Raw genomic sequence first — 16,936 nt, 5'->3', positions numbered from 1 at the left:
CCGATGGCTGCGCTTGAGCCAAGCAATGCGGTGCAGGTGACCCAAGCGCCCGCTACCGATCAGGCCATTGTAACCGCTTTGGCCGAGGGGCTTGCCGCCGAGAACGCCCCGGAGCAAGGGCAGGAAGAGGGTATTCAGCTTGCGGCGCTGGTCACACCGGAAGAAGAGCCTGCGATTGATCCTGCTGACTATGCGGCTCAGCAACCTGACCCAAAAATAGCGGCATTGCCCGGCGTGCGCCGGTCGCTGCGTCCAAATGTGCGCCCGGCGCGTGCGACGCCCAGTTCGATCTCGTCAAGCAGCGCGACTGAGGCGGCCATCAACGCTGCCGTGAAGGCTGCCGTTGGTCTGGATGTGGATCCAAATGCGCTGCCCAAAGGGACGCGGCTGGCGCAGTTGGGAGCCTATGAAAGCTCTGACGTGGCCCAAGCGGAATGGGCGCGCCTGAATGGCCGATTTGGTGATTATATGAATGGAAAACAGCGTGTTATCCAGAAAACCTCAAGCGGAGGCCGGACCTTTTATCGCCTGCGTGTTATGGGGTTTGATGATCTGAGCGACTCGCGCCAATTCTGTGCTGCGCTGGTGGCCCAGGGGGCTGACTGTATCCCGGTCGCCGTCCGGTGAGCTTTGGCGCGGTCATCACAGATGCCGAAGGGCTGCGCCTGACGCCAGATGAGAAAGCCCTGTTCAAAGAGATGAACCCGTTCGGGTTCATTTTGTTTGCCCGCAACATCGAAACCGCCGATCAGACCCGCGCCCTGTGCGCGGATTTTCGCGAGGCTGTGGGGCGAAATTGCCCGATTACTGTCGATCAGGAGGGCGGTCGTGTGCAGCGGTTGCGAGCGCCTATGGCGCGCGAATGGATGCCACCGCTGGATCATGTCGCCCGCGCTGGGGATCAGGCGGAACGGGCGATGTATCTGCGCTATCGCCTGATCGCGCATGAATTGCTTGGACTGGGGATCGATAGCAATTGTGCGCCAATGGTTGATCTGGCCCGCGACGATACCCATGCGTTTCTGAAGAACCGCTGCTATGGATCTGATCCGAAACAGGTTTCCGCGATTGGACGCGCCGTTGCGCAAGGTCATCTTGACGGAGGCCTGTTGCCGGTTGTCAAACACATGCCCGGCCACGGTCTGTCGACGCTGGACAGTCACCACGATCTGCCGCATGTGGATTTGCCGTTGGAAACGCTGGACGAGGCGGATTTTGCGCCGTTCCGTGCGCTCAATGACCTGCCGATGGGGATGACGGCGCATCTGGTCTACGATCACATTGACCCGCAACCCGCAACGATCTCGGCCGCGATGATGGCGCTGATCCGCGAGCGTATTGGCTTTGACGGGTTGATCATGACCGATGATATCACGATGAAGGCTCTGCAAGGCGCGCCTGCCGATCTGGCGCGTCAGGCGCTGGACGCCGGGTGTGATGTGGTTTTGCACTGTAACGGGGCGTTTGACGAACGCGCTCAGGTGCTGGACGCCGCCGGTCAGATGTCTGATGCGGCACAAGCCCGCGCAGATCGCGCGCTGGCGATGCGTCAGCCACCGCAGGAACTTGACATCCCAGCCGCCGAGGCGGAACTATCTGCCCTAATGGGCGGGCAGGTATATGCAGGATAACCTTTTCAGCGAAGATCCGGTCTCGGTCGCGGATCGGCTTGCCGCCGAGGCGTTGATCGTCGATGTGGACGGGTTCGAAGGCCCGTTGGACGTGCTGCTGACCCTGTCGCGGACACAGAAGGTGGACCTGCGCAAAATCTCGGTTCTGGCGCTGGCGCAGCAATACCTGACCTTTGTCGAAAAGGCGCGGCAATTGCGGATCGAGCTGGCCGCCGACTATCTGGTTATGGCGGCGTGGTTGGCCTTTCTCAAGTCCCGCCTGCTGCTGCCGCCTGACCCGGATGACGAAGGCCCGTCAGGCGAGGAGCTGGCGGCGCATCTCGCGTTCCAGCTGGAACGCCTGCAGGCCATGCGCGATGCCGCCGCGCGGTTGATGGCACGCGATCAGCTGGGCCGTGATTTCTTCAAACGCGGGCAGGGCGAAGACGTCACCCGCATCCGCACCGTGACCTATTCCGCGACGCTGCTGGACCTGATGCAGGGCTATGCGCGCATCCGCACGCGCGACGAATTCCGGCCCTTCGTCATGGACCGCGACGCCGTTTTCACCATGGAACAGGCGCTGGAACGGATGCGCCCTCTGATCGGGTTTGCCGGCGCTTGGACGGATATGGAAACCTATCTGCCCGACGGCTGGGACGCCGATCCGGTGCGGCGCAGGTCCGCCACGGCGGCGACCTTTGCGGCCTCGCTGGAACTGGTGAAAGAAGGACATATGGAGATCAAGCAGAGCGAGACCTTTGCCCCGATCCATCTGCGCAAGAGGACCGAAACCCGTGACTGACGCCCCCGAAGAAACCGGCACCCTGTTCGAAGCGCCTCCATTGGCCGAGCAAGAGCGTATGGTCGAAGCGGTCCTGTTTGCCAGCGCCGAGCCGGTGACGATCGCTGATCTTGAGGCGCGGATGCCGCATGGTAGCACGGCTGCGCAAGCTGTTGAATCGCTTCAGAAACGGTATGAGGGTCGTGGTGTGCGCGTGGTGCGTGTGGGCGAGGCCTGGGCGATCCGCACGGCTCCTGATCTGGGCTTTCTGATGCAGAAGGAAACCGTCGAGACCCGCAAGCTGAGCCGGGCCGCGATCGAGACGCTCGCCATCGTCGCCTATCATCAGCCCTGCACCCGAGCTGAGATCGAGGAAATTCGCGGCGTGTCCGTCTCACGCGGGACCATCGATCAGTTGCTTGAGATGGAGTGGATCCGGCTGGGCCGCCGTCGCATGACGCCGGGCCGTCCGGTGACTTTCGTCGTCACGCCTGAGTTTCTGGATCATTTCGGGTTGGAAAACGCCCGCGACCTGCCGGGTTTGAAAGAGCTGCGCGCTGCTGGTTTGCTGGAAAACCGACCTCCGCCCGGAGCGGTGCCGCTGGGGGAAGGGCAAGAGGAAGAAGAAGAAGATCAGACCGAGCTGTTCGAGGAAGAGTGATCGCGCAGCCCTTTTATTGCCGCAGAACCTGCCTATTCTAGCGCGCAGGAAACGGAGTTAAGCGAATGAATGCCAATCGGATCATCGATATGATCGTGCGCCAGGTGATGCGCCGTCTTGTAAACCATGGGGTCGACAAGGGGATTGATATGGCCAGCCGCGTGGGCCGTAAACCTGACCAGTCAGCGGGCGCTGGCAGCCCGGAAGCTGATCGCCAGATGCATGAGACCGCCGCGCGCCAGAAACAGGGTGCAAAGCAGATGAAGCAGGTGTCCCGTCAGATGCGCCGGTTCATGAAGTTCTGACGATTAGCCTACGGGCTTGAAATGTTTGGACAGTTTCAGGCCCTGACCCTGATAGTTCGAGGCAATGCCAGCGCCATATAGCTGCGTTGGCATCTCGGCCATTTTCTCATAGACCAACCGTCCGACAACCTGTCCGTGTTCCAGCACGAAGGGTGCTTCGTGACAGCGTACTTCCAGTACGCCGCGTGACCCCGCGCCACCGGCCTCGGCATGACCGAAGCCCGGGTCAAAGAAACCAGCATAGTGCACCCGGAACTCGCCCACCATAGCCAGATAGGGGGCCATTTCGGCGGCGTACATCGGCGGGATGTGGACCGCTTCGCGGCTAACGAGAATGTAAAACGCGCCGGGGTCCAGAATGATGCGTCCGTCCTTCGTGTGCACCTCTTCCCAGTATTCCTGCGGATCGTATTCCCCGATCCGGTCCAGATCGATCACGCCGGTGTGGGGCTTGGCGCGATAGCCGACCAGATCGGTGTCCGGCAGTTGCAGGTCAACCGAAAAGCCCAACCCGTCCTGAATGACGGCCGGCCCGTCTACCAAAGGTGTCTGGCCATGCAGCGCGGTCAGTTCTGTGTCACTCAGCACCGCCTGACCCTTGCGGAACCGAATCTGGTTCAGGCGCATCCCCGGACGCACCAGAACCGAGAACGACCGTGGGCAAATCTCGGCATAAAGCGGGCCGGTGTAGCCTGCGGGGACGCGGTCGAACTCGGTCCCGCCATCGGTGATAGTGCGGGTCAGCAGGTCCAGCCGCCCGGTCGAGCTTTTGGCGTTGGCCACCGCGCTGACGTCATCGGGCAGGGCCAGCGATTCCATCAGCGGCACCAGATAGACGCAGCCCTTTTCCAGAACCGCGCCGTCGGTGATGTCGATGCGGTGCATCTCAAACTCAGCCAGACGGTCGGAAACCGAGCGCCCTTCACCCGCCAGAAACGAGGCGCGCACGCGGTAAGCCACTGTTCCTAAACGAAGGTCGAGGCTGGCGGGTTGCACCTGAGCGGGGATTACATCCGGGCTTGCGGTGATCTCGCCACGCGCGATCATCGCCTCAAGCTGCTGGTTTGGGCAAACACCTGTCATCTCGATCCCCTCTGCTGCCAGAGCGGGATCTGGCCTATGTGCCATAAACGTCGGTGTGATTTGGTCGGGCTAGCAGGACTCGAACCTGCGACCTTCCGTCCCCCAGACGGACGCGCTACCAGGCTGCGCCATAGCCCGACGTTGAGGTGTTCATAAAGACTTTCCCGGCAGGGGCAAGAGGAAATCATCGCCTTTTTTGCTATCCCGCCGCGTGGTGTTCGACCCGGTCCAGCCACCTGCGCAGGTCCTTGGCGATGGGTGCGATCTGATGCAGCAGCGCATCGTCATACTCGTCCCGATTCCAGGCCAGAGAGGCGATTCCCCCCATCAACGGGGCCGCATCAACCTCATCCAGTTGCCGCGGCGGTTCCGGGGAAGTTGCAACAGGGGTCTGGACGGGCTCGCCCAGATCCATGTTGATCTGATCTGCCGGCTTGGCGGTGAAGGGGACAACGGTGCTGTCGGCGACAGTCTCGGGCGTGTCGTCGTCCATCGCAGGGGACAGCGACGCCACATGCGCCACGCCTTGCTCGCGCAGGATGCGCTGAACACCTTTGATGGTGATCCCGTCTTCGTGCAGCAATTTCTTGATGCCGCCCAGCAGGCGCATGTCGTTGGGGCGGTAATACCGCCGCCCTCCGGCCCGTTTGACGGGCTTCACCTGCGTGAACTTGCTTTCCCAGAATCGCAGCACATGAGCCTGCACTCCGAGCCAATCCGCAACTTCACTGATGGTGCGAAATGCGTCGGGGGACTTACTCATAACACGGACGTCCTGAACTTACTTGCGGTTCCCGGCTGCGACGCGATCCTTCATCAGGTGCGACGGGCGGAAGGTCAGCACGCGGCGCGGCTGAATCGGTACTTCTTCGCCGGTTTTGGGGTTGCGACCGATACGGGCGGTTTTGTCCCGAACGCTGAAGGTCCCGAAAGACGAAATCTTGACCTGCTCACCGCGCACCAGCGCGTCAGACATATGGTTCAATACGCTTTCGACCAATTGCGCGCTTTCATTGCGTGACAGGCCAACCTCGCGGAAGACAGCCTCGCTCAGATCCATTCGGGTCAGTGTTTTGTCGCCCATGCTTTTTCCCCTGTTGATGGGCAAGCATATGGCGATGCAAAATTCGCTGTCAATATCAATGAATTGCGGGCGGCTTTGTAAGCCGGATTGTGCCGGTTACCAGCGCAGGGCAACCGCGCCCCAGGCCAGACCTCCGCCGATTGCCTCGGTCACGATCAGATCGCCTTGCTTGATCTGCCCGCGCTCTTTGCCAACGGACAGGGCCAGTGGGATCGACGCAGCCGAAGTGTTGCCGTGGTCCTGAACGGTGACGACGACGTTGTCCATCGGCAGGCCCATTTTCTTGGCGGTGCCCTGAATGATGCGGATATTAGCCTGATGCGGCACGATCCAGTCGACATCATCGCTGGTCAGGCCGGCGCGCTCCAGCGCGACCTCGGCGGTGCGGGCCAGCTTCTCGACCGCGTGGCGGAAGACCTGATTGCCCTGCATCCGCAGGTGCCCGGTGGATTGGGTCGAAACCCCGCCATCCACATAGAGCAGATCCTTGTAGCGCCCGTCCGAGTTCAGATCGGTCGCCAGAATGCCGCGATCGTCGGGCGTGCCTTTGCCGTCCTGTTCTTCCAACACTAACGCGCCCGCGCCATCGCCAAACAGCACACAGGTCGACCGGTCGGTCCAGTCCATGATTCGCGAGAATGTCTCGGCCCCGATCACCAGCACGCGCTTGGCCTGACCCGACAGGATCAGCGCGTTGGCGTTGCTGAGCGCAAAGACGAACCCGGCGCAGACGGCCTGCACATCGAAGGCAAAGCCTTTGGTCATGCCCAGTCGCGCCTGCACCATGGTGGCGGCAGAGGGGAAGGTCAGGTCGGCGGTCGAGGTCGCCAGCACGATGGCGTCGATATCATCAGCGGTCAGCCCGGCGTCCACCAGCGCGGCTTCGGCGGCCTTGGTGGCCAGATCGGATGTGGTTTCGTCATCAGCGGCGAAGTGGCGACGCTCGATCCCGGATCGGCTGCGAATCCACTCGTCCGTGGTATCCAGCGTTTTTTCGAATTCCGCGTTCGGCACAACGCGATCCGGTAAATAATGCCCGACACCTACAACAACTGAACGGCCTGCCATACTGGGGTACTGCCTTTTTTGTTATTATTCCGATTGAGACACGGAATGGGCCGCATCTTGTGCAAGCGCGGCTGTTGATGCAACCCGTGCCGCCAATTTTTCCGAGAAACCGGATTCGGCCAGCGTAAAGGCCAGTTTGACCGCCGCCGAAACGCCGGTGGCGTCTGCTCCGCCATGGGATTTGACCACGGTGCCGTTGAGACCCAGAAAGACGCCGCCATTGACCTGACGCGGGTCGATCCGTTTCTTCAGACGGTTCAGCGATGTGATCGCAAGGACCGAGGCCAGACGCGAGAGCGGAGAATACTTGAACGCCTGGCGCAGAAGGTCTCCGATCAGGTTGGCGGTGCCTTCGCCGGTTTTGATCGCGACATTGCCGGTGAAACCGTCCGTGACGATCACATCGGCCTTATCGCCGGGAATGTCGCTGCCTTCGACAAAGCCCACAAATTCGAAATTCGCCTGATCCGCGAAGTCCGAGATCATGGCATGGGCCTCTTTCAACTCGGCCCGGCCTTTGTGTTCCTCGGTGCCGACATTCAGCAACCCGATGCGCGGACGGCCAAGCGCCATACCGTTGCGCGCATAAGAGGCCCCCATCAGCGCGTATTGCAGCAGGTCCTTGGCGTCGGCGCGCACGTCTGCACCCACGTCCAGCATTACGTTGAATCCCTGCGGATTGCGCGAGGGCCACAGGATCGCAATTGCAGGGCGGTTGACGCCGGGCAGCTTGCGCAGCCGCAGCATCGACATCGCCATCAACGCGCCCGTATTGCCGCACGACACCGCGCCGTGGGCTTCACCCGCGCGTACCGCTTCCAGCGCCGACCACATCGAGGTGTTCTTGCCGCTGCGCACCACCTGGCTGGGTTTGTCATCCATCGTGACCACGTCGGGGCAATCACGAAAAACGACGCGCCCGTCAAGGACACGCCGTTTGGCAACCAGCTTGCGCAATTCCTGTTCCTGACCGTGCAGGATGAACCCGATATTGGGGTTCTTGTCCGCAGATTTGGCAATGCCCGCCACAACGACGGCAGGGCCCGAATCTCCGCCCATAGCGTCAACCGAGATGGTGATCCGTCCGGTCTGCGTGGGCTGATCCGTCATGCCTTGGCCTGCGTCCAATCAGGCTTAGGCCGCGTCTTCGTCCAGGTCGATTTCGTCGGCCTGAGCGACGACTTCACGGTCATCATAGTGGCCGCAGGACGCGCAGACGTGGTGCGGGCGCTTCAGCTCGCCGCAGTTTGCGCATTCGTTCGGGTTTGCAGCAACCAGAGCGTCATGTGCGCGGCGATTGTTGCGGCGCGACTTGGAAACTTTGTTCTGTTGGACGGCCATGGTCTCAACCTTTGTCTGATATGGGCCAGCAGATTCGCCGCCAGCCGGGTTACGTTCTTCGTTTTCTCGTGGTTTGACGCGCGTTTAAGGGGCTTGCCCCGCAATGTCCAACCCAAAATCCAATGAGCGCGCGAAAATACTGCGATTCTCGGCATGTTCAAGCGGTTTTTCTGGCCGCCTGCTATGACAGGAAATCAGCCCCCTGTCACTCGTCTTTTTTCAGCGCATCGCGCAGTCCGGCCAGACCGGCGAAGGGCTTCACATCCTCGTCCGTCAGGGCCTGTTTGCCCGGCTCGGTATAGTCCGCCTGACCCAGTTCGGCCCCGTCCTTGCGGGGGTATTGGGGCAGGGCCAGCGACAGCGCCTCGGCCATGATCTGCGCGGGGTCGATCTCGGCGCCCAAAGGCTCGGTCTCGTCGCCTTCGGGGATTTCGAACTCGGGTTCGTCCGGGTCGGTCCAGTCGGCGAGAAACACACGGGTCACAGGGGTGTCGATGCGTGTGGTGACCGGTTCCAGCGTGACAACGCAGGGTTGGATCACCGTCGCGCCCAGTTTGGCGTCCAGCACCCAGTCACGTTTGCCTTGTGCCCGCAACGCCCCCACAAAGCTCAGTTTGCGCAGGCCGAGCAGGCCAAGTTCCAGTTTGATCGCCTCGAGCGCCTCGCCGGTCGGGCGCAGTTCAAAGGGCGTCGGCGCGTTTTGCGGCAGGTCGGCGACGCGCAAAGATGTCGGGTTGCTCATTCGTGAGTCTTTCCTGTGTTGAACCGGGGCTGCGGTTTGATGTAATCGGATAGGGTCCGCAACGGACCAACGCAAGAGGGTGCGCATGTTGAAGGGTGTGAACAGGTTGAAACCAGCGTCGAAAACGCTTGTCTTTGTGGCCTGTCTGGCAGTCGCAGGCGCATGTTCGCCGATCTTCAAGAATCACGGCTATGTGCCGCCGCCAGAGGATCTGGCCAAGATCACGGTCGGTGTCGATACCCGCGAAACCGTCGAAGAGACCATCGGAGCCCCCAGTTCTGCCGGTGTGGTCCGGGATTCAGGCTATTACTATGTCGCCTCGCGCATCCGCACCTCTGGCCCCAGACGGCCCGAGGTCGTCTCACGCGAATTGGTGGCCATCAGTTTTGATCAGCGAGGGGTCGTGCGCAATATCGAACGGTTCGGGCTGGAAGACGGATATGTCGTCGTGCTGGATCGTCGCGTGACGGATTCGAACGTCGAAGACAAAGGGTTCCTGCGCCAGCTGCTTGGAAACATTGGCAACTTCAACCCGGCAAACCTGCCGGGACTTGGCGGCTAAATCGTTCGGCGCGCTTGCATTGGTCACGCCTCAGTTACACGTATTGTGTTAGAGGCAACGCGAACGTGAACCCATCAGCAAGCGCGGGGGCGGCGATGACAGATTTACTGAACAAAGGCCGCTATCGCGCCCGGCTGGCCGCGAGCGAACAGGATGTGGCGTCCGCACAGGCGCTGCGGACGCTGTCCTTTGGCACGAACCAGCCGGATCGCGATGCCCATGATGTGCACTGCGCGCATGTGCTGGTCGAAGATATTCAGGCGGCGGGTCGGTTGGTTTGCTGCTTTCGGATGCTGACAATGCAGGATGGTGCCGAGATCGGGCGTAGCTATTCAGCGCAGTTCTACGATCTTTCGTCATTGCAGGGCTTTCCGGGCCGCATGGTCGAGATGGGCCGCTTCTGCGTCCATCCCGAGTTGAGCGACCCGGATATTCTGCGTGTCGCGTGGGGTGCGATGACGGCCTATGTGGACCAGAACGAGATCGAGATGCTGTTTGGCTGTTCGTCCTTCGCAGGGACCGAGACGGACGAGTATCTGGATGCCTTTGCCGTTCTCAAGCATCGCCATCTGGCCCCCAAACGCTGGTTGCCGCGGGTGAAGGCACCGGATGTGTTCCGTTTTGCGGCACGGCTGCGCCGTCGCCCGGACGTGAAAAAAGCGATGCTGCGGATGCCGCCGCTGCTGCGAACCTATCTGTTGATGGGCGGTTGGGTCAGCGATCATGCGGTTGTGGATCGGCATATGAACACGCTGCATGTGTTTACCGGGCTTGAGATCGGGGCGATTCCCGCCGAACGCAAACGTCTGTTGCGGGCGGTGGCCGGATGATTTGAGTATTTATGAAAAGGTGAAGCAGGGGCGTTGACGCCTTGTGTCCACCGGTTTAGCTGGCGGGCATGGCGAGAATTCCTTTGTTGCAGATGTCCGGCATTTCCCTGACCTTCGGGGGCGATCCGGTGTTTTCCGATCTTGATCTGGTGGTTCAACCGGGTGATCGCGTTGCGCTGGTGGGGCGGAACGGCTCGGGCAAGTCGACCCTGATGAAAGTGATGGCCGGGCTGGTCGAGGCCGATCAGGGGAGCATCGTGATTCCACCCGGAAAATCCGCCGGTTACATGGAGCAGGACCCGGGGATGGAGGGGTTCGCGACGCTGGGTGACTATGCCTCAAGCGGATTGGATCCGGGGGAACTGTATAAGGTCGAGCGCGCCGGCGAGGGGTTGAAATTCGACCCCGAACGCGCAGTCGAGACCGCATCGGGCGGCGAGCGGCGGCGAGCGGCGCTGGCCAAGCTGATGGCCGAAGCGCCAGATCTGATGCTGCTGGACGAGCCGACGAACCATCTGGACATCGAAGCGATCGCGTGGCTCGAGCGCGAGCTGGGCGCGACGCGGGCGGCTTACGTTCTGATTTCGCACGACCGGGCGTTTCTGCGGGCGCTGACTCGGGCAACCTTGTGGATTGATCGCGGCGTTGTGCGGCGGCAGGAGCAGGGGTTCGAGGCCTTTGAGGGTTGGCGCGACAAGGTCTGGGAGGAAGAAGACCAGCAGCGCCACAAGCTGAACCGCCTGATCAAGTCCGAGGCGCGGTGGGCCGTCGAAGGCATCAGTGCGCGGCGCAAGCGCAATCAGGGCCGGGTGCGCGCCTTGCAGGCGCTGCGGGCCGAGAAGGCGGCGCAGATCAAACGTCAGGGTTCGGCTGCTATGACATTGGAGTCCGGCCCTAAATCGGGCCGTAAAGTGATTGAGGCCAATGGGGTTTCCAAGGCGTTTGGCGCGCAGCAGATCGTCAGGAATTTCGATCTGCTGGTTCAGCGCGGGGATCGTGTGGCCTTTGTCGGGCCCAATGGCGTGGGCAAGACCACGCTGCTGAAAATGCTGTTGGGTCAGTTGGAACCGGATGAGGGCAGCGTCTCGCTGGGCACCAACCTTGAAATTGCGGTGTTCGATCAGGCGCGCGCGCAGTTGGACCCGGAAATGACGTTGTGGGACAGCCTGACAGGCGATCCCGAAATGCGGGTTTCGGGCAAGGCCGATCAGGTGATGGTCGGCGGTCAGCCCAAGCATGTAGTGGGGTATCTCAAGGAGTTTCTGTTCGACGATGCGCAAGCAAGGGCGGCTGTTAAGTCCTTGTCAGGTGGGGAAAAAGCGCGATTGCTGTTGGCGAAGCTGATGGCGAAGTCATCGAACCTGTTGGTGCTGGACGAACCGACAAACGATCTGGATGTCGAAACGCTGGATCTGCTGCAGGAATTGCTGGACGACTATGACGGGACCGTTCTGCTTGTCAGCCATGACAGGGATTTTTTGGACCGTGTGGCCACGACGACCATCGCGATGGAGGGCAACGGGCGCGCCACCGTTTATGCCGGCGGCTGGTCCGATTATGTCGCTCAGCGTGGCGATGTTTCTGAGAAAAAAGAAGATAAAACAAAATCTTCAAAGCCGAAGGTGAAGCAAGAGACGAAGCCCAAAACGGGGCTGTCATTCTCGGAAAAACACCGGCTTGAGAAACTGCCAGCCGAGATTGCGCGGCTTGAGGCCGAGATTGCCAAGCTGGAAGACCTAATGTCCGATCCCCAGCTCTTCACGCGCGAACCGATTAAGTTCCAGAAGGCCACTGAAGCTTTGGTTGAGCGGCAGGAAAAACTGTCGGCGGCGGAGGAGGAATGGCTGATGCTGGAAGAGAAAGCCGAAGCAGAATAACGCGATGTATAAGGCTTTTGCGCTGAAATGACCTCAAACCGGTCTTAACGCGGTTCGATCGAACGGGCTGGATTGCCAACGACCAGTTCACCGGGGGGCACTGGTTTCGTCACAACGCTACCTGCACCTATGATTGCGCGGTCGCCGATGGAAACACCCGGCAGGACGATGGCGCCACCTCCGATCCAGACGTTTTCGCCTATGCTCACCGGGCGGGCGATTTCGAGGCCTTGGGCGCGCTGCGTCGGGTCCTTGGCGTGCTCGGCGCAGTAGATTTGCACGTTGGGGCCCAGCATCGTACCGCTCCCGATCCATACCGGGGCACTGTCCAAAATGGTGCAGCCTGCGTTGAGGTAGACCCGGTCGCCCAATGAGAGATTAATGCCATAGGCGCAGTGAAACGGGGCTTCGATGAAACAGTCTTGCCCGAGCGCGGCGAACAGTGTGGCCAATTCGGGCGCAACGCCGCCGCGTTCATCCGGGGGACAGGTGTTATGGGCATGAACAGCGCGGCGCGCGGTTTGGCGCATGCGTTCCAGTTCCGGGTCAAGGCAGGTGTACCACGCCCCATCCGCCATTTTCTGTCGTTCGCTCATGCCTGCAGAATTAGCGCATCCGCAGGGCGCCGTCGATGCGGATGACCTCTCCGTTCAGATAGCCCATCTCGACGATGAACCCGGCCAGCCGTCCGTATTCGCGCGGGTCACCCAGACGGGGTGGGTTGGGGACGTCAGCGGCCAGTTGCGCCCGTACCTCGTCCGGCAGGCCGGCCAGCATCGGGGTCATGAAGATGCCCGGGGCGATGGTCATCACGCGGATGCCCGTCGATGCCAGGTCGCGAGCCATCGGTAGCGTCATTCCAACAACACCGCCTTTCGAGGCCGCATAAGCCGCCTGGCCTTTTTGCCCATCGAAGGCCGCGATGGATGCGGTATTGATGATCACACCCCGCGCGCCATCGGGTTCGGGATCGTTCTTGGCCATCTCAGCGGCGGCAAGGCGTGCGACGTTGAAACTGCCAACCAGATTAATGTCGATGGTACGTTGAAAAGCGTCGAGGGGGTGCGGGCCGTCACGGCCAACTGTCTTGGCTCCTATGGCGATACCGGCGCAGTTCACGGCGGCGGTGATTTTGCCCATCGACTGGACAGCCTGCTGGATGGCTGCCGCAACAGACGCCTCGTCTGTGACATCGGTTTGCACGAAATGCCCGCCGATTTCGGCTGCGATTTGCGGGCCGCGCACGGTATCGCGGTCGAAGATCGTCACCCGCGCACCTTGTTCGGCGAAATGTTGGGCGGTGGCCTCGCCCAGACCCGATGCGCCGCCGGTGATCACGGCGGCGGTGGTGGATAGCTGCATCGTCGGTACCTCCCGGGTATATGAACAGATGTTCAATAACCGGATCGAACGGCGGATGTCTACTGTTTTAAGCCTGCGAAAAGGCTCGGACTGAGAGTTCACGCATGGGTCTCTGTTTCGTGAATGAACAGTTTACCCAAGCACCGTGTTTGACATTCAGGAGGTACCGATATGGTTTTGTTAACGAATGTGAAGCACGCACTGGGTGCGATGGTGGCGGCTCCGGTTTTGGGGGTTATGATGAGTGGCAGCGCGATGGCCGCGCCAGAGATTTGCGACGGACGAACGGCGCGGGATCTGGCAAATGCCGGGAACTACGCGGGGCTTTGCGACTGTGCGCAGGTGACACCGAGTTTTCTCAAGCGTCTTCAACGGCGGTCGGATTTTGAAACGGTTCTGGGCTTCGCAGGGGCACAGTGTCCGGGTTTGGCCGGGCTGCTGACGGATTTGCCGACTGCGAGCATTGCGCGGGCCACGCCTGCACGCGGTGAGGACCGGAACTCTGACGGGAATGGCGGCGCTGGCGGCGGCGGTGGCGCTGGTGCTGGTGGCGGCGGTGGTGCTGGTGGCGGCGGTGGTGCTGGCGGTGGCGGCGGTGCTGGTGGCGGCGGTGGTGCCGGTGGCGGCGGTGATGCTGGCGGCGGCGGCGGTGCTGGCGGCGGCGGTGGAGCTGGTGGCGGCGGCGGTGCTGGCGGCGGCGGTGGTGCTGGTGGCGGCGGTGATGCTGGCGGCGGCGGTGGTGCTGGCGGCGGCGGCGGTGATAACGCCAAGGGGAACGGCAATGACAGGGCCGAGGCTGCCCGTTCCCGGGCTGACGCGGCGCGGTCAAAAGCCAGCGCCAAAGCCGAGGCTGCGCGCGCCCGGGCGGATGCCGCAAGATCGGGCGGTAAGTCCAAAGGCAAAAGCAAAGGCGGCAAAGGCAAGGGTAAGAGCAAGTGAATGCGCTGATCCGGCCATGATGCCTTGGCAGAATTGGAAACGGCCACCGATCACGGTGGCCGTTTTTCGTTTCTGCGGTCTGGGTTTAGCCCAGCTGTACCAGCGCGTGCCGCTTCTTGCCGGCGCTCAGCTTGATCGGTGAGGACAGTGCGCCCGCGTCGATCATCAGGCCGGCATCGGTCAGGGGGGCGTCGTCCAGCTTGGCTCCGTTCTCGGCGATCAGGCGCTTGGCCTCTTTGCCCGATTTGGCGAGGCCGGATTTGACGATGATCTGCACGATCGAGGCGGGCAGGTCGGCGGCGCTGAGCGTCAAGGTCGGAAGGTCCTCGCCCACGCCGCCTTTTTCGAACACTTCTCGGGCGGTGGCCTCGGCAGTCGCTGCGGCTTCGGCCCCGTGCAGTAGGGTTGTAACCTCGTTGGCGAGGCGGATTTTGGCCTCGTTGATCTCGGACCCTTGAAGCGCGGCCAGACGGTCGCATTCGTCGACGGGCAGTTCAGTGAAGATTTTCAGGAACCGGCCCACATCGGCGTCAGTGGTGTTGCGCCAGAACTGCCAGAACTCATAAGCACTCAGCATGTCGCCGTTCAGCCAGACGGCTCCGCCCTGCGATTTGCCCATCTTGCGGCCATCGCTGGTGGTCAGCAGCGGCGTGGTCAGCCCGTAGATTTCGTGATCCAGCACGCGGCGGGTCAGGTCGATGCCGTTGACGATGTTGCCCCACTGGTCGCTGCCGCCCATCTGCAGAACGCAGCCATAGCGGCGGTTCAGCTCCAGGAAGTCATAGGCCTGCAGGATCATGTAGTTGAATTCGAGGAAGCTGAGCGACTGCTCGCGGTCCAGACGCGATTTCACCGACTCGAAGGACAGCATCCGGTTGACCGAGAAATGCCGCCCGATATCGCGCAGGAAATCGAGGTAATTCAGGCTGTCGAGCCATTCGGCATTGTTCAGCATCAGCGCGCCGGTGTCGCTGTCGTCATAGGACAGGTATTTGGCGAACACCTTCTGCATCCCGGCGATATTGGCGTCGATCTGTTCGGGACCCAGCAGGGGGCGCTCGTCCGAGCGGAATGAGGGATCGCCCACCTTCGTGGTGCCGCCACCCATCAGGGTGATCGGTTTGTGGCCGGTCTTTTGCAGCCAGCGCAGCACCATGATGTTCATCAGGTGACCTACATGCAGCGACTGCGCGGTGGCGTCATAACCGATATAGGCCGTCTGCACCCCGCTGATCAGCGCCTCATCAAGGCCCTGATAATCGGTGCAGTCGGCGAGAAAGCCGCGCTCGATCATCGTGGCGATGAAATCCGATTTGGGGTGGTAGGTCATATCGTGCCCTTTGGGTTGATGTTGCGGGGCACTGTATAGGCGGCGGGGTGGGTAAGGAAAAGATGCGTTTTTCAGCCGCTGTCAGGGCTTTTTCTGCGCGGTCGTCGCGGGCAGGCCCATGGCATAGGCCATGGCTGCCAGATTAAGCGCCGCCAGTGCGAAAATCGGCGTGATCGGATCGTGCAGATGCGCCACCGCGCCGAGGATGGCGGCAAAGACGATCCCCACCAGCCCGGCACTGACATCGCCGAGGGCGACGAGGTAGGGGCGCTCTTTTTCGTCTGTCATCTCAATGACGTAGAGGTAGCGGCCATAGATCACTCCGTTACCGCCCAGCGACAGAAGGCCGATCACCAGCGCATAAAGCTGGACGTTCTGCGCATAGCCCATCAGTGTGAAGCCCAGCGCCATAAGTGCAGACGCTGCCGAGATCAGGCAGCCCATCCACATCACCGGTTTGACCGAGATGCGGCTGCTGAGCCAGCCCCAGACCAGCGATCCGATCACCATCCCGGCACTGGCAGCGATGACGAAATAGCTGAGCGAGTGTTTGGTGCCCACGTGATAGGTTGCTGCGTGGATGGTGTAGAACGGCATCGCCAGTTCGACCGAGATGAAGATCAGCCGCGCCAGCAGGAACTTGCGATACCACGGGTAGGCCATGCCGGTTTTGAACCCGGTGGCCAGTTCCGCCAGCGGTTTTGGCTTGGCGGTGGGTTTGGGGGCAGGTCGGTCGTCTTCGAAGATGCGCACCCCGGCAAAGCTGATCCCGGCGGCGAACATGGCGAAGACGCCGCACCACATCACGACGATATGGCGCTGCATGGGCTGGTCCGAGACCAGAAGGTCCTTGGTCAGCCACACCACCGCGATGGCCAGCGCGCCCGAGATCGTGGCCTGCGCAAATACCATGCGGTTGCGTTTGTGGTCGGGAATCGAAACGCCGTAAATCTGGCTGGTGCCGAGGCTGGTGATGCCCTGACACAGGCCCATCACAATCGCCGTGGTCAGAAACAGCAGCACCACTAGCAGTTGCGGAAGTCCGGTCGCGAACAGCGCCACGACGGACAGGATCAGCGCGGTCAGCAGGTTGGGGATATAGACCGCCAGCTTGGCGCGGGTGACGCGGTTGACGAAGGGTGAGACGAAGATTTCCGCGATCAGCCGCGCTGCGGTGACGAAGGGCAGAAGCAGGCTGGCGACGAATGTGGGTGCCCCGAGCGCCAGATAGAGGAAGGGCAGAACAAGGCGGGGATTGACCAGTTGCCCTCCGATCGTGGAGAGCGCGCCGGACCAGAAGATCAGCTGATAGTTGCGGTTTTCCACCGGGGCTGTGGTGTTCTTTTCCATGTCTCGGC

General features: G+C 61.5%; 20 protein-coding genes and 1 tRNA gene. 9 read left to right on the top strand and 12 right to left on the bottom strand.

Features of this window, described 5'->3' with window-relative positions:
- The first annotated feature begins 3 nt into the window (after positions 1–3).
- The 5 genes from ACR3EN_RS16250 (at position 4) to ACR3EN_RS16230 (ending at position 3,360) form a co-directional block, all read left to right on the top strand.
- The gene (locus tag ACR3EN_RS16250) at positions 4–627 is read left to right on the top strand and encodes an SPOR domain-containing protein (protein ID WP_480918441.1); all 624 of its coding nucleotides are present in this window, start codon (positions 4–6) and stop codon (positions 625–627) included.
- Positions 624–1,631 (top strand): beta-N-acetylhexosaminidase, encoded by a 1,008-nt coding sequence (nagZ, locus tag ACR3EN_RS16245; protein ID WP_480819733.1) that lies wholly within the window; start codon positions 624–626, stop codon positions 1,629–1,631. Before ACR3EN_RS16250 ends, nagZ begins: the two co-directional genes overlap by 4 nt.
- Complete coding sequence (locus ACR3EN_RS16240; protein ID WP_480529576.1) at positions 1,621–2,415, top strand: segregation and condensation protein A; 795 nt, start codon at positions 1,621–1,623, stop codon at positions 2,413–2,415. The genes nagZ and ACR3EN_RS16240 overlap by 11 nt, the downstream gene beginning before the upstream one ends.
- Positions 2,408–3,055, top strand: a complete 648-nt coding sequence (gene scpB, locus ACR3EN_RS16235; RefSeq protein ID WP_480819734.1) for an SMC-Scp complex subunit ScpB — start codon at positions 2,408–2,410, stop codon at positions 3,053–3,055. The genes ACR3EN_RS16240 and scpB overlap by 8 nt, the downstream gene beginning before the upstream one ends.
- 65 nt (positions 3,056–3,120) lie before the next feature.
- The gene (locus ACR3EN_RS16230; protein WP_480819735.1) at positions 3,121–3,360 is read left to right on the top strand and encodes a hypothetical protein; all 240 of its coding nucleotides are present in this window, start codon (positions 3,121–3,123) and stop codon (positions 3,358–3,360) included.
- A 3-nt stretch (positions 3,361–3,363) separates the two neighbouring features.
- Here ACR3EN_RS16230 and ACR3EN_RS16225 read toward each other — a convergent pair whose 3' ends face one another.
- The 8 genes from ACR3EN_RS16225 to ACR3EN_RS16190 form a co-directional block, all read right to left on the bottom strand.
- Complete coding sequence (locus ACR3EN_RS16225) at positions 3,364–4,443, bottom strand: 2'-deoxycytidine 5'-triphosphate deaminase (protein ID WP_480819736.1); 1,080 nt, start codon at positions 4,441–4,443, stop codon at positions 3,364–3,366.
- Positions 4,444–4,504: 61 nt separating this feature from the next.
- Positions 4,505–4,581 (bottom strand) — tRNA-Pro (locus tag ACR3EN_RS16220).
- Positions 4,582–4,642: 61 nt separating this feature from the next.
- Positions 4,643–5,206, bottom strand: a complete 564-nt coding sequence (locus ACR3EN_RS16215) for a MerR family transcriptional regulator (protein ID WP_480819737.1) — start codon at positions 5,204–5,206, stop codon at positions 4,643–4,645.
- Between the two features lie 18 nt (positions 5,207–5,224).
- Positions 5,225–5,527 (bottom strand): integration host factor subunit alpha, encoded by a 303-nt coding sequence (gene ihfA / locus ACR3EN_RS16210; protein ID WP_008755922.1) that lies wholly within the window; start codon positions 5,525–5,527, stop codon positions 5,225–5,227.
- Between the two features lie 96 nt (positions 5,528–5,623).
- Entirely contained in the window at positions 5,624–6,595 is a 972-nt protein-coding gene (locus ACR3EN_RS16205) for a beta-ketoacyl-ACP synthase III (protein ID WP_480819738.1), read from the bottom strand.
- A gap of 24 nt (positions 6,596–6,619) precedes the next feature.
- On the bottom strand, positions 6,620–7,705 hold the full coding sequence (gene plsX / locus ACR3EN_RS16200; protein ID WP_480819739.1) for a phosphate acyltransferase PlsX: 1,086 nt from the start codon (positions 7,703–7,705) through the stop codon (positions 6,620–6,622).
- Positions 7,706–7,729: 24 nt separating this feature from the next.
- Positions 7,730–7,936: a 50S ribosomal protein L32 gene (gene rpmF / locus ACR3EN_RS16195; RefSeq protein WP_037316137.1), complete on the bottom strand. Its 207-nt coding sequence runs from the start codon at positions 7,934–7,936 to the stop codon at positions 7,730–7,732.
- Positions 7,937–8,141: 205 nt separating this feature from the next.
- Positions 8,142–8,678: a YceD family protein gene (locus tag ACR3EN_RS16190; protein ID WP_480819740.1), complete on the bottom strand. Its 537-nt coding sequence runs from the start codon at positions 8,676–8,678 to the stop codon at positions 8,142–8,144.
- Positions 8,679–8,763: 85 nt separating this feature from the next.
- Between ACR3EN_RS16190 and ACR3EN_RS16185 the strand changes: the two genes are divergently transcribed.
- The 3 genes from ACR3EN_RS16185 (at position 8,764) to ACR3EN_RS16175 (ending at position 11,947) form a co-directional block, all read left to right on the top strand.
- A complete protein-coding gene (locus ACR3EN_RS16185; RefSeq protein ID WP_480819741.1) occupies positions 8,764–9,240 on the top strand; it encodes an outer membrane protein assembly factor BamE in 477 nt (158 codons plus the stop codon).
- Between the two features lie 95 nt (positions 9,241–9,335).
- Positions 9,336–10,070 (top strand): GNAT family N-acetyltransferase, encoded by a 735-nt coding sequence (locus ACR3EN_RS16180; RefSeq protein ID WP_480819742.1) that lies wholly within the window; start codon positions 9,336–9,338, stop codon positions 10,068–10,070.
- Positions 10,071–10,138: 68 nt separating this feature from the next.
- On the top strand, positions 10,139–11,947 hold the full coding sequence (locus ACR3EN_RS16175; RefSeq protein ID WP_480819743.1) for an ABC-F family ATP-binding cassette domain-containing protein: 1,809 nt from the start codon (positions 10,139–10,141) through the stop codon (positions 11,945–11,947).
- Positions 11,948–11,991: 44 nt separating this feature from the next.
- On the opposite strand, the gene ACR3EN_RS16170 is transcribed toward ACR3EN_RS16175, so the two are convergent.
- Both ACR3EN_RS16170 and ACR3EN_RS16165 read right to left on the bottom strand, forming a co-directional pair.
- Positions 11,992–12,543 carry a sugar O-acetyltransferase gene (locus ACR3EN_RS16170; RefSeq protein ID WP_480819744.1) on the bottom strand — a complete coding sequence of 184 codons (552 nt, stop codon included), beginning with the start codon at positions 12,541–12,543 and terminating at the stop codon, positions 11,992–11,994.
- A 10-nt stretch (positions 12,544–12,553) separates the two neighbouring features.
- A complete protein-coding gene (locus ACR3EN_RS16165; protein WP_480819745.1) occupies positions 12,554–13,309 on the bottom strand; it encodes a 3-hydroxyacyl-CoA dehydrogenase in 756 nt (251 codons plus the stop codon).
- A gap of 171 nt (positions 13,310–13,480) precedes the next feature.
- On the opposite strand from ACR3EN_RS16165, the gene ACR3EN_RS16160 reads away from it, so the two are divergent.
- Complete coding sequence (locus ACR3EN_RS16160) at positions 13,481–14,248, top strand: hypothetical protein (protein ID WP_480819746.1); 768 nt, start codon at positions 13,481–13,483, stop codon at positions 14,246–14,248.
- A gap of 85 nt (positions 14,249–14,333) precedes the next feature.
- On the opposite strand, the gene tyrS is transcribed toward ACR3EN_RS16160, so the two are convergent.
- Both tyrS and ACR3EN_RS16150 read right to left on the bottom strand, forming a co-directional pair.
- Complete coding sequence (gene tyrS, locus ACR3EN_RS16155) at positions 14,334–15,578, bottom strand: tyrosine--tRNA ligase (RefSeq protein WP_480819747.1); 1,245 nt, start codon at positions 15,576–15,578, stop codon at positions 14,334–14,336.
- Between the two features lie 81 nt (positions 15,579–15,659).
- The gene (locus tag ACR3EN_RS16150) at positions 15,660–16,928 is read right to left on the bottom strand and encodes an MFS transporter (RefSeq protein ID WP_480819748.1); all 1,269 of its coding nucleotides are present in this window, start codon (positions 16,926–16,928) and stop codon (positions 15,660–15,662) included.
- Positions 16,929–16,936 lie beyond the last annotated feature (8 nt).

It is taken from the genome of Ruegeria sp. G7, assembly GCF_056535465.1.
The sequence above is the reverse complement of the archived record's forward strand: the minus strand, read 5'-3'. Positions and strand labels throughout refer to the sequence as shown.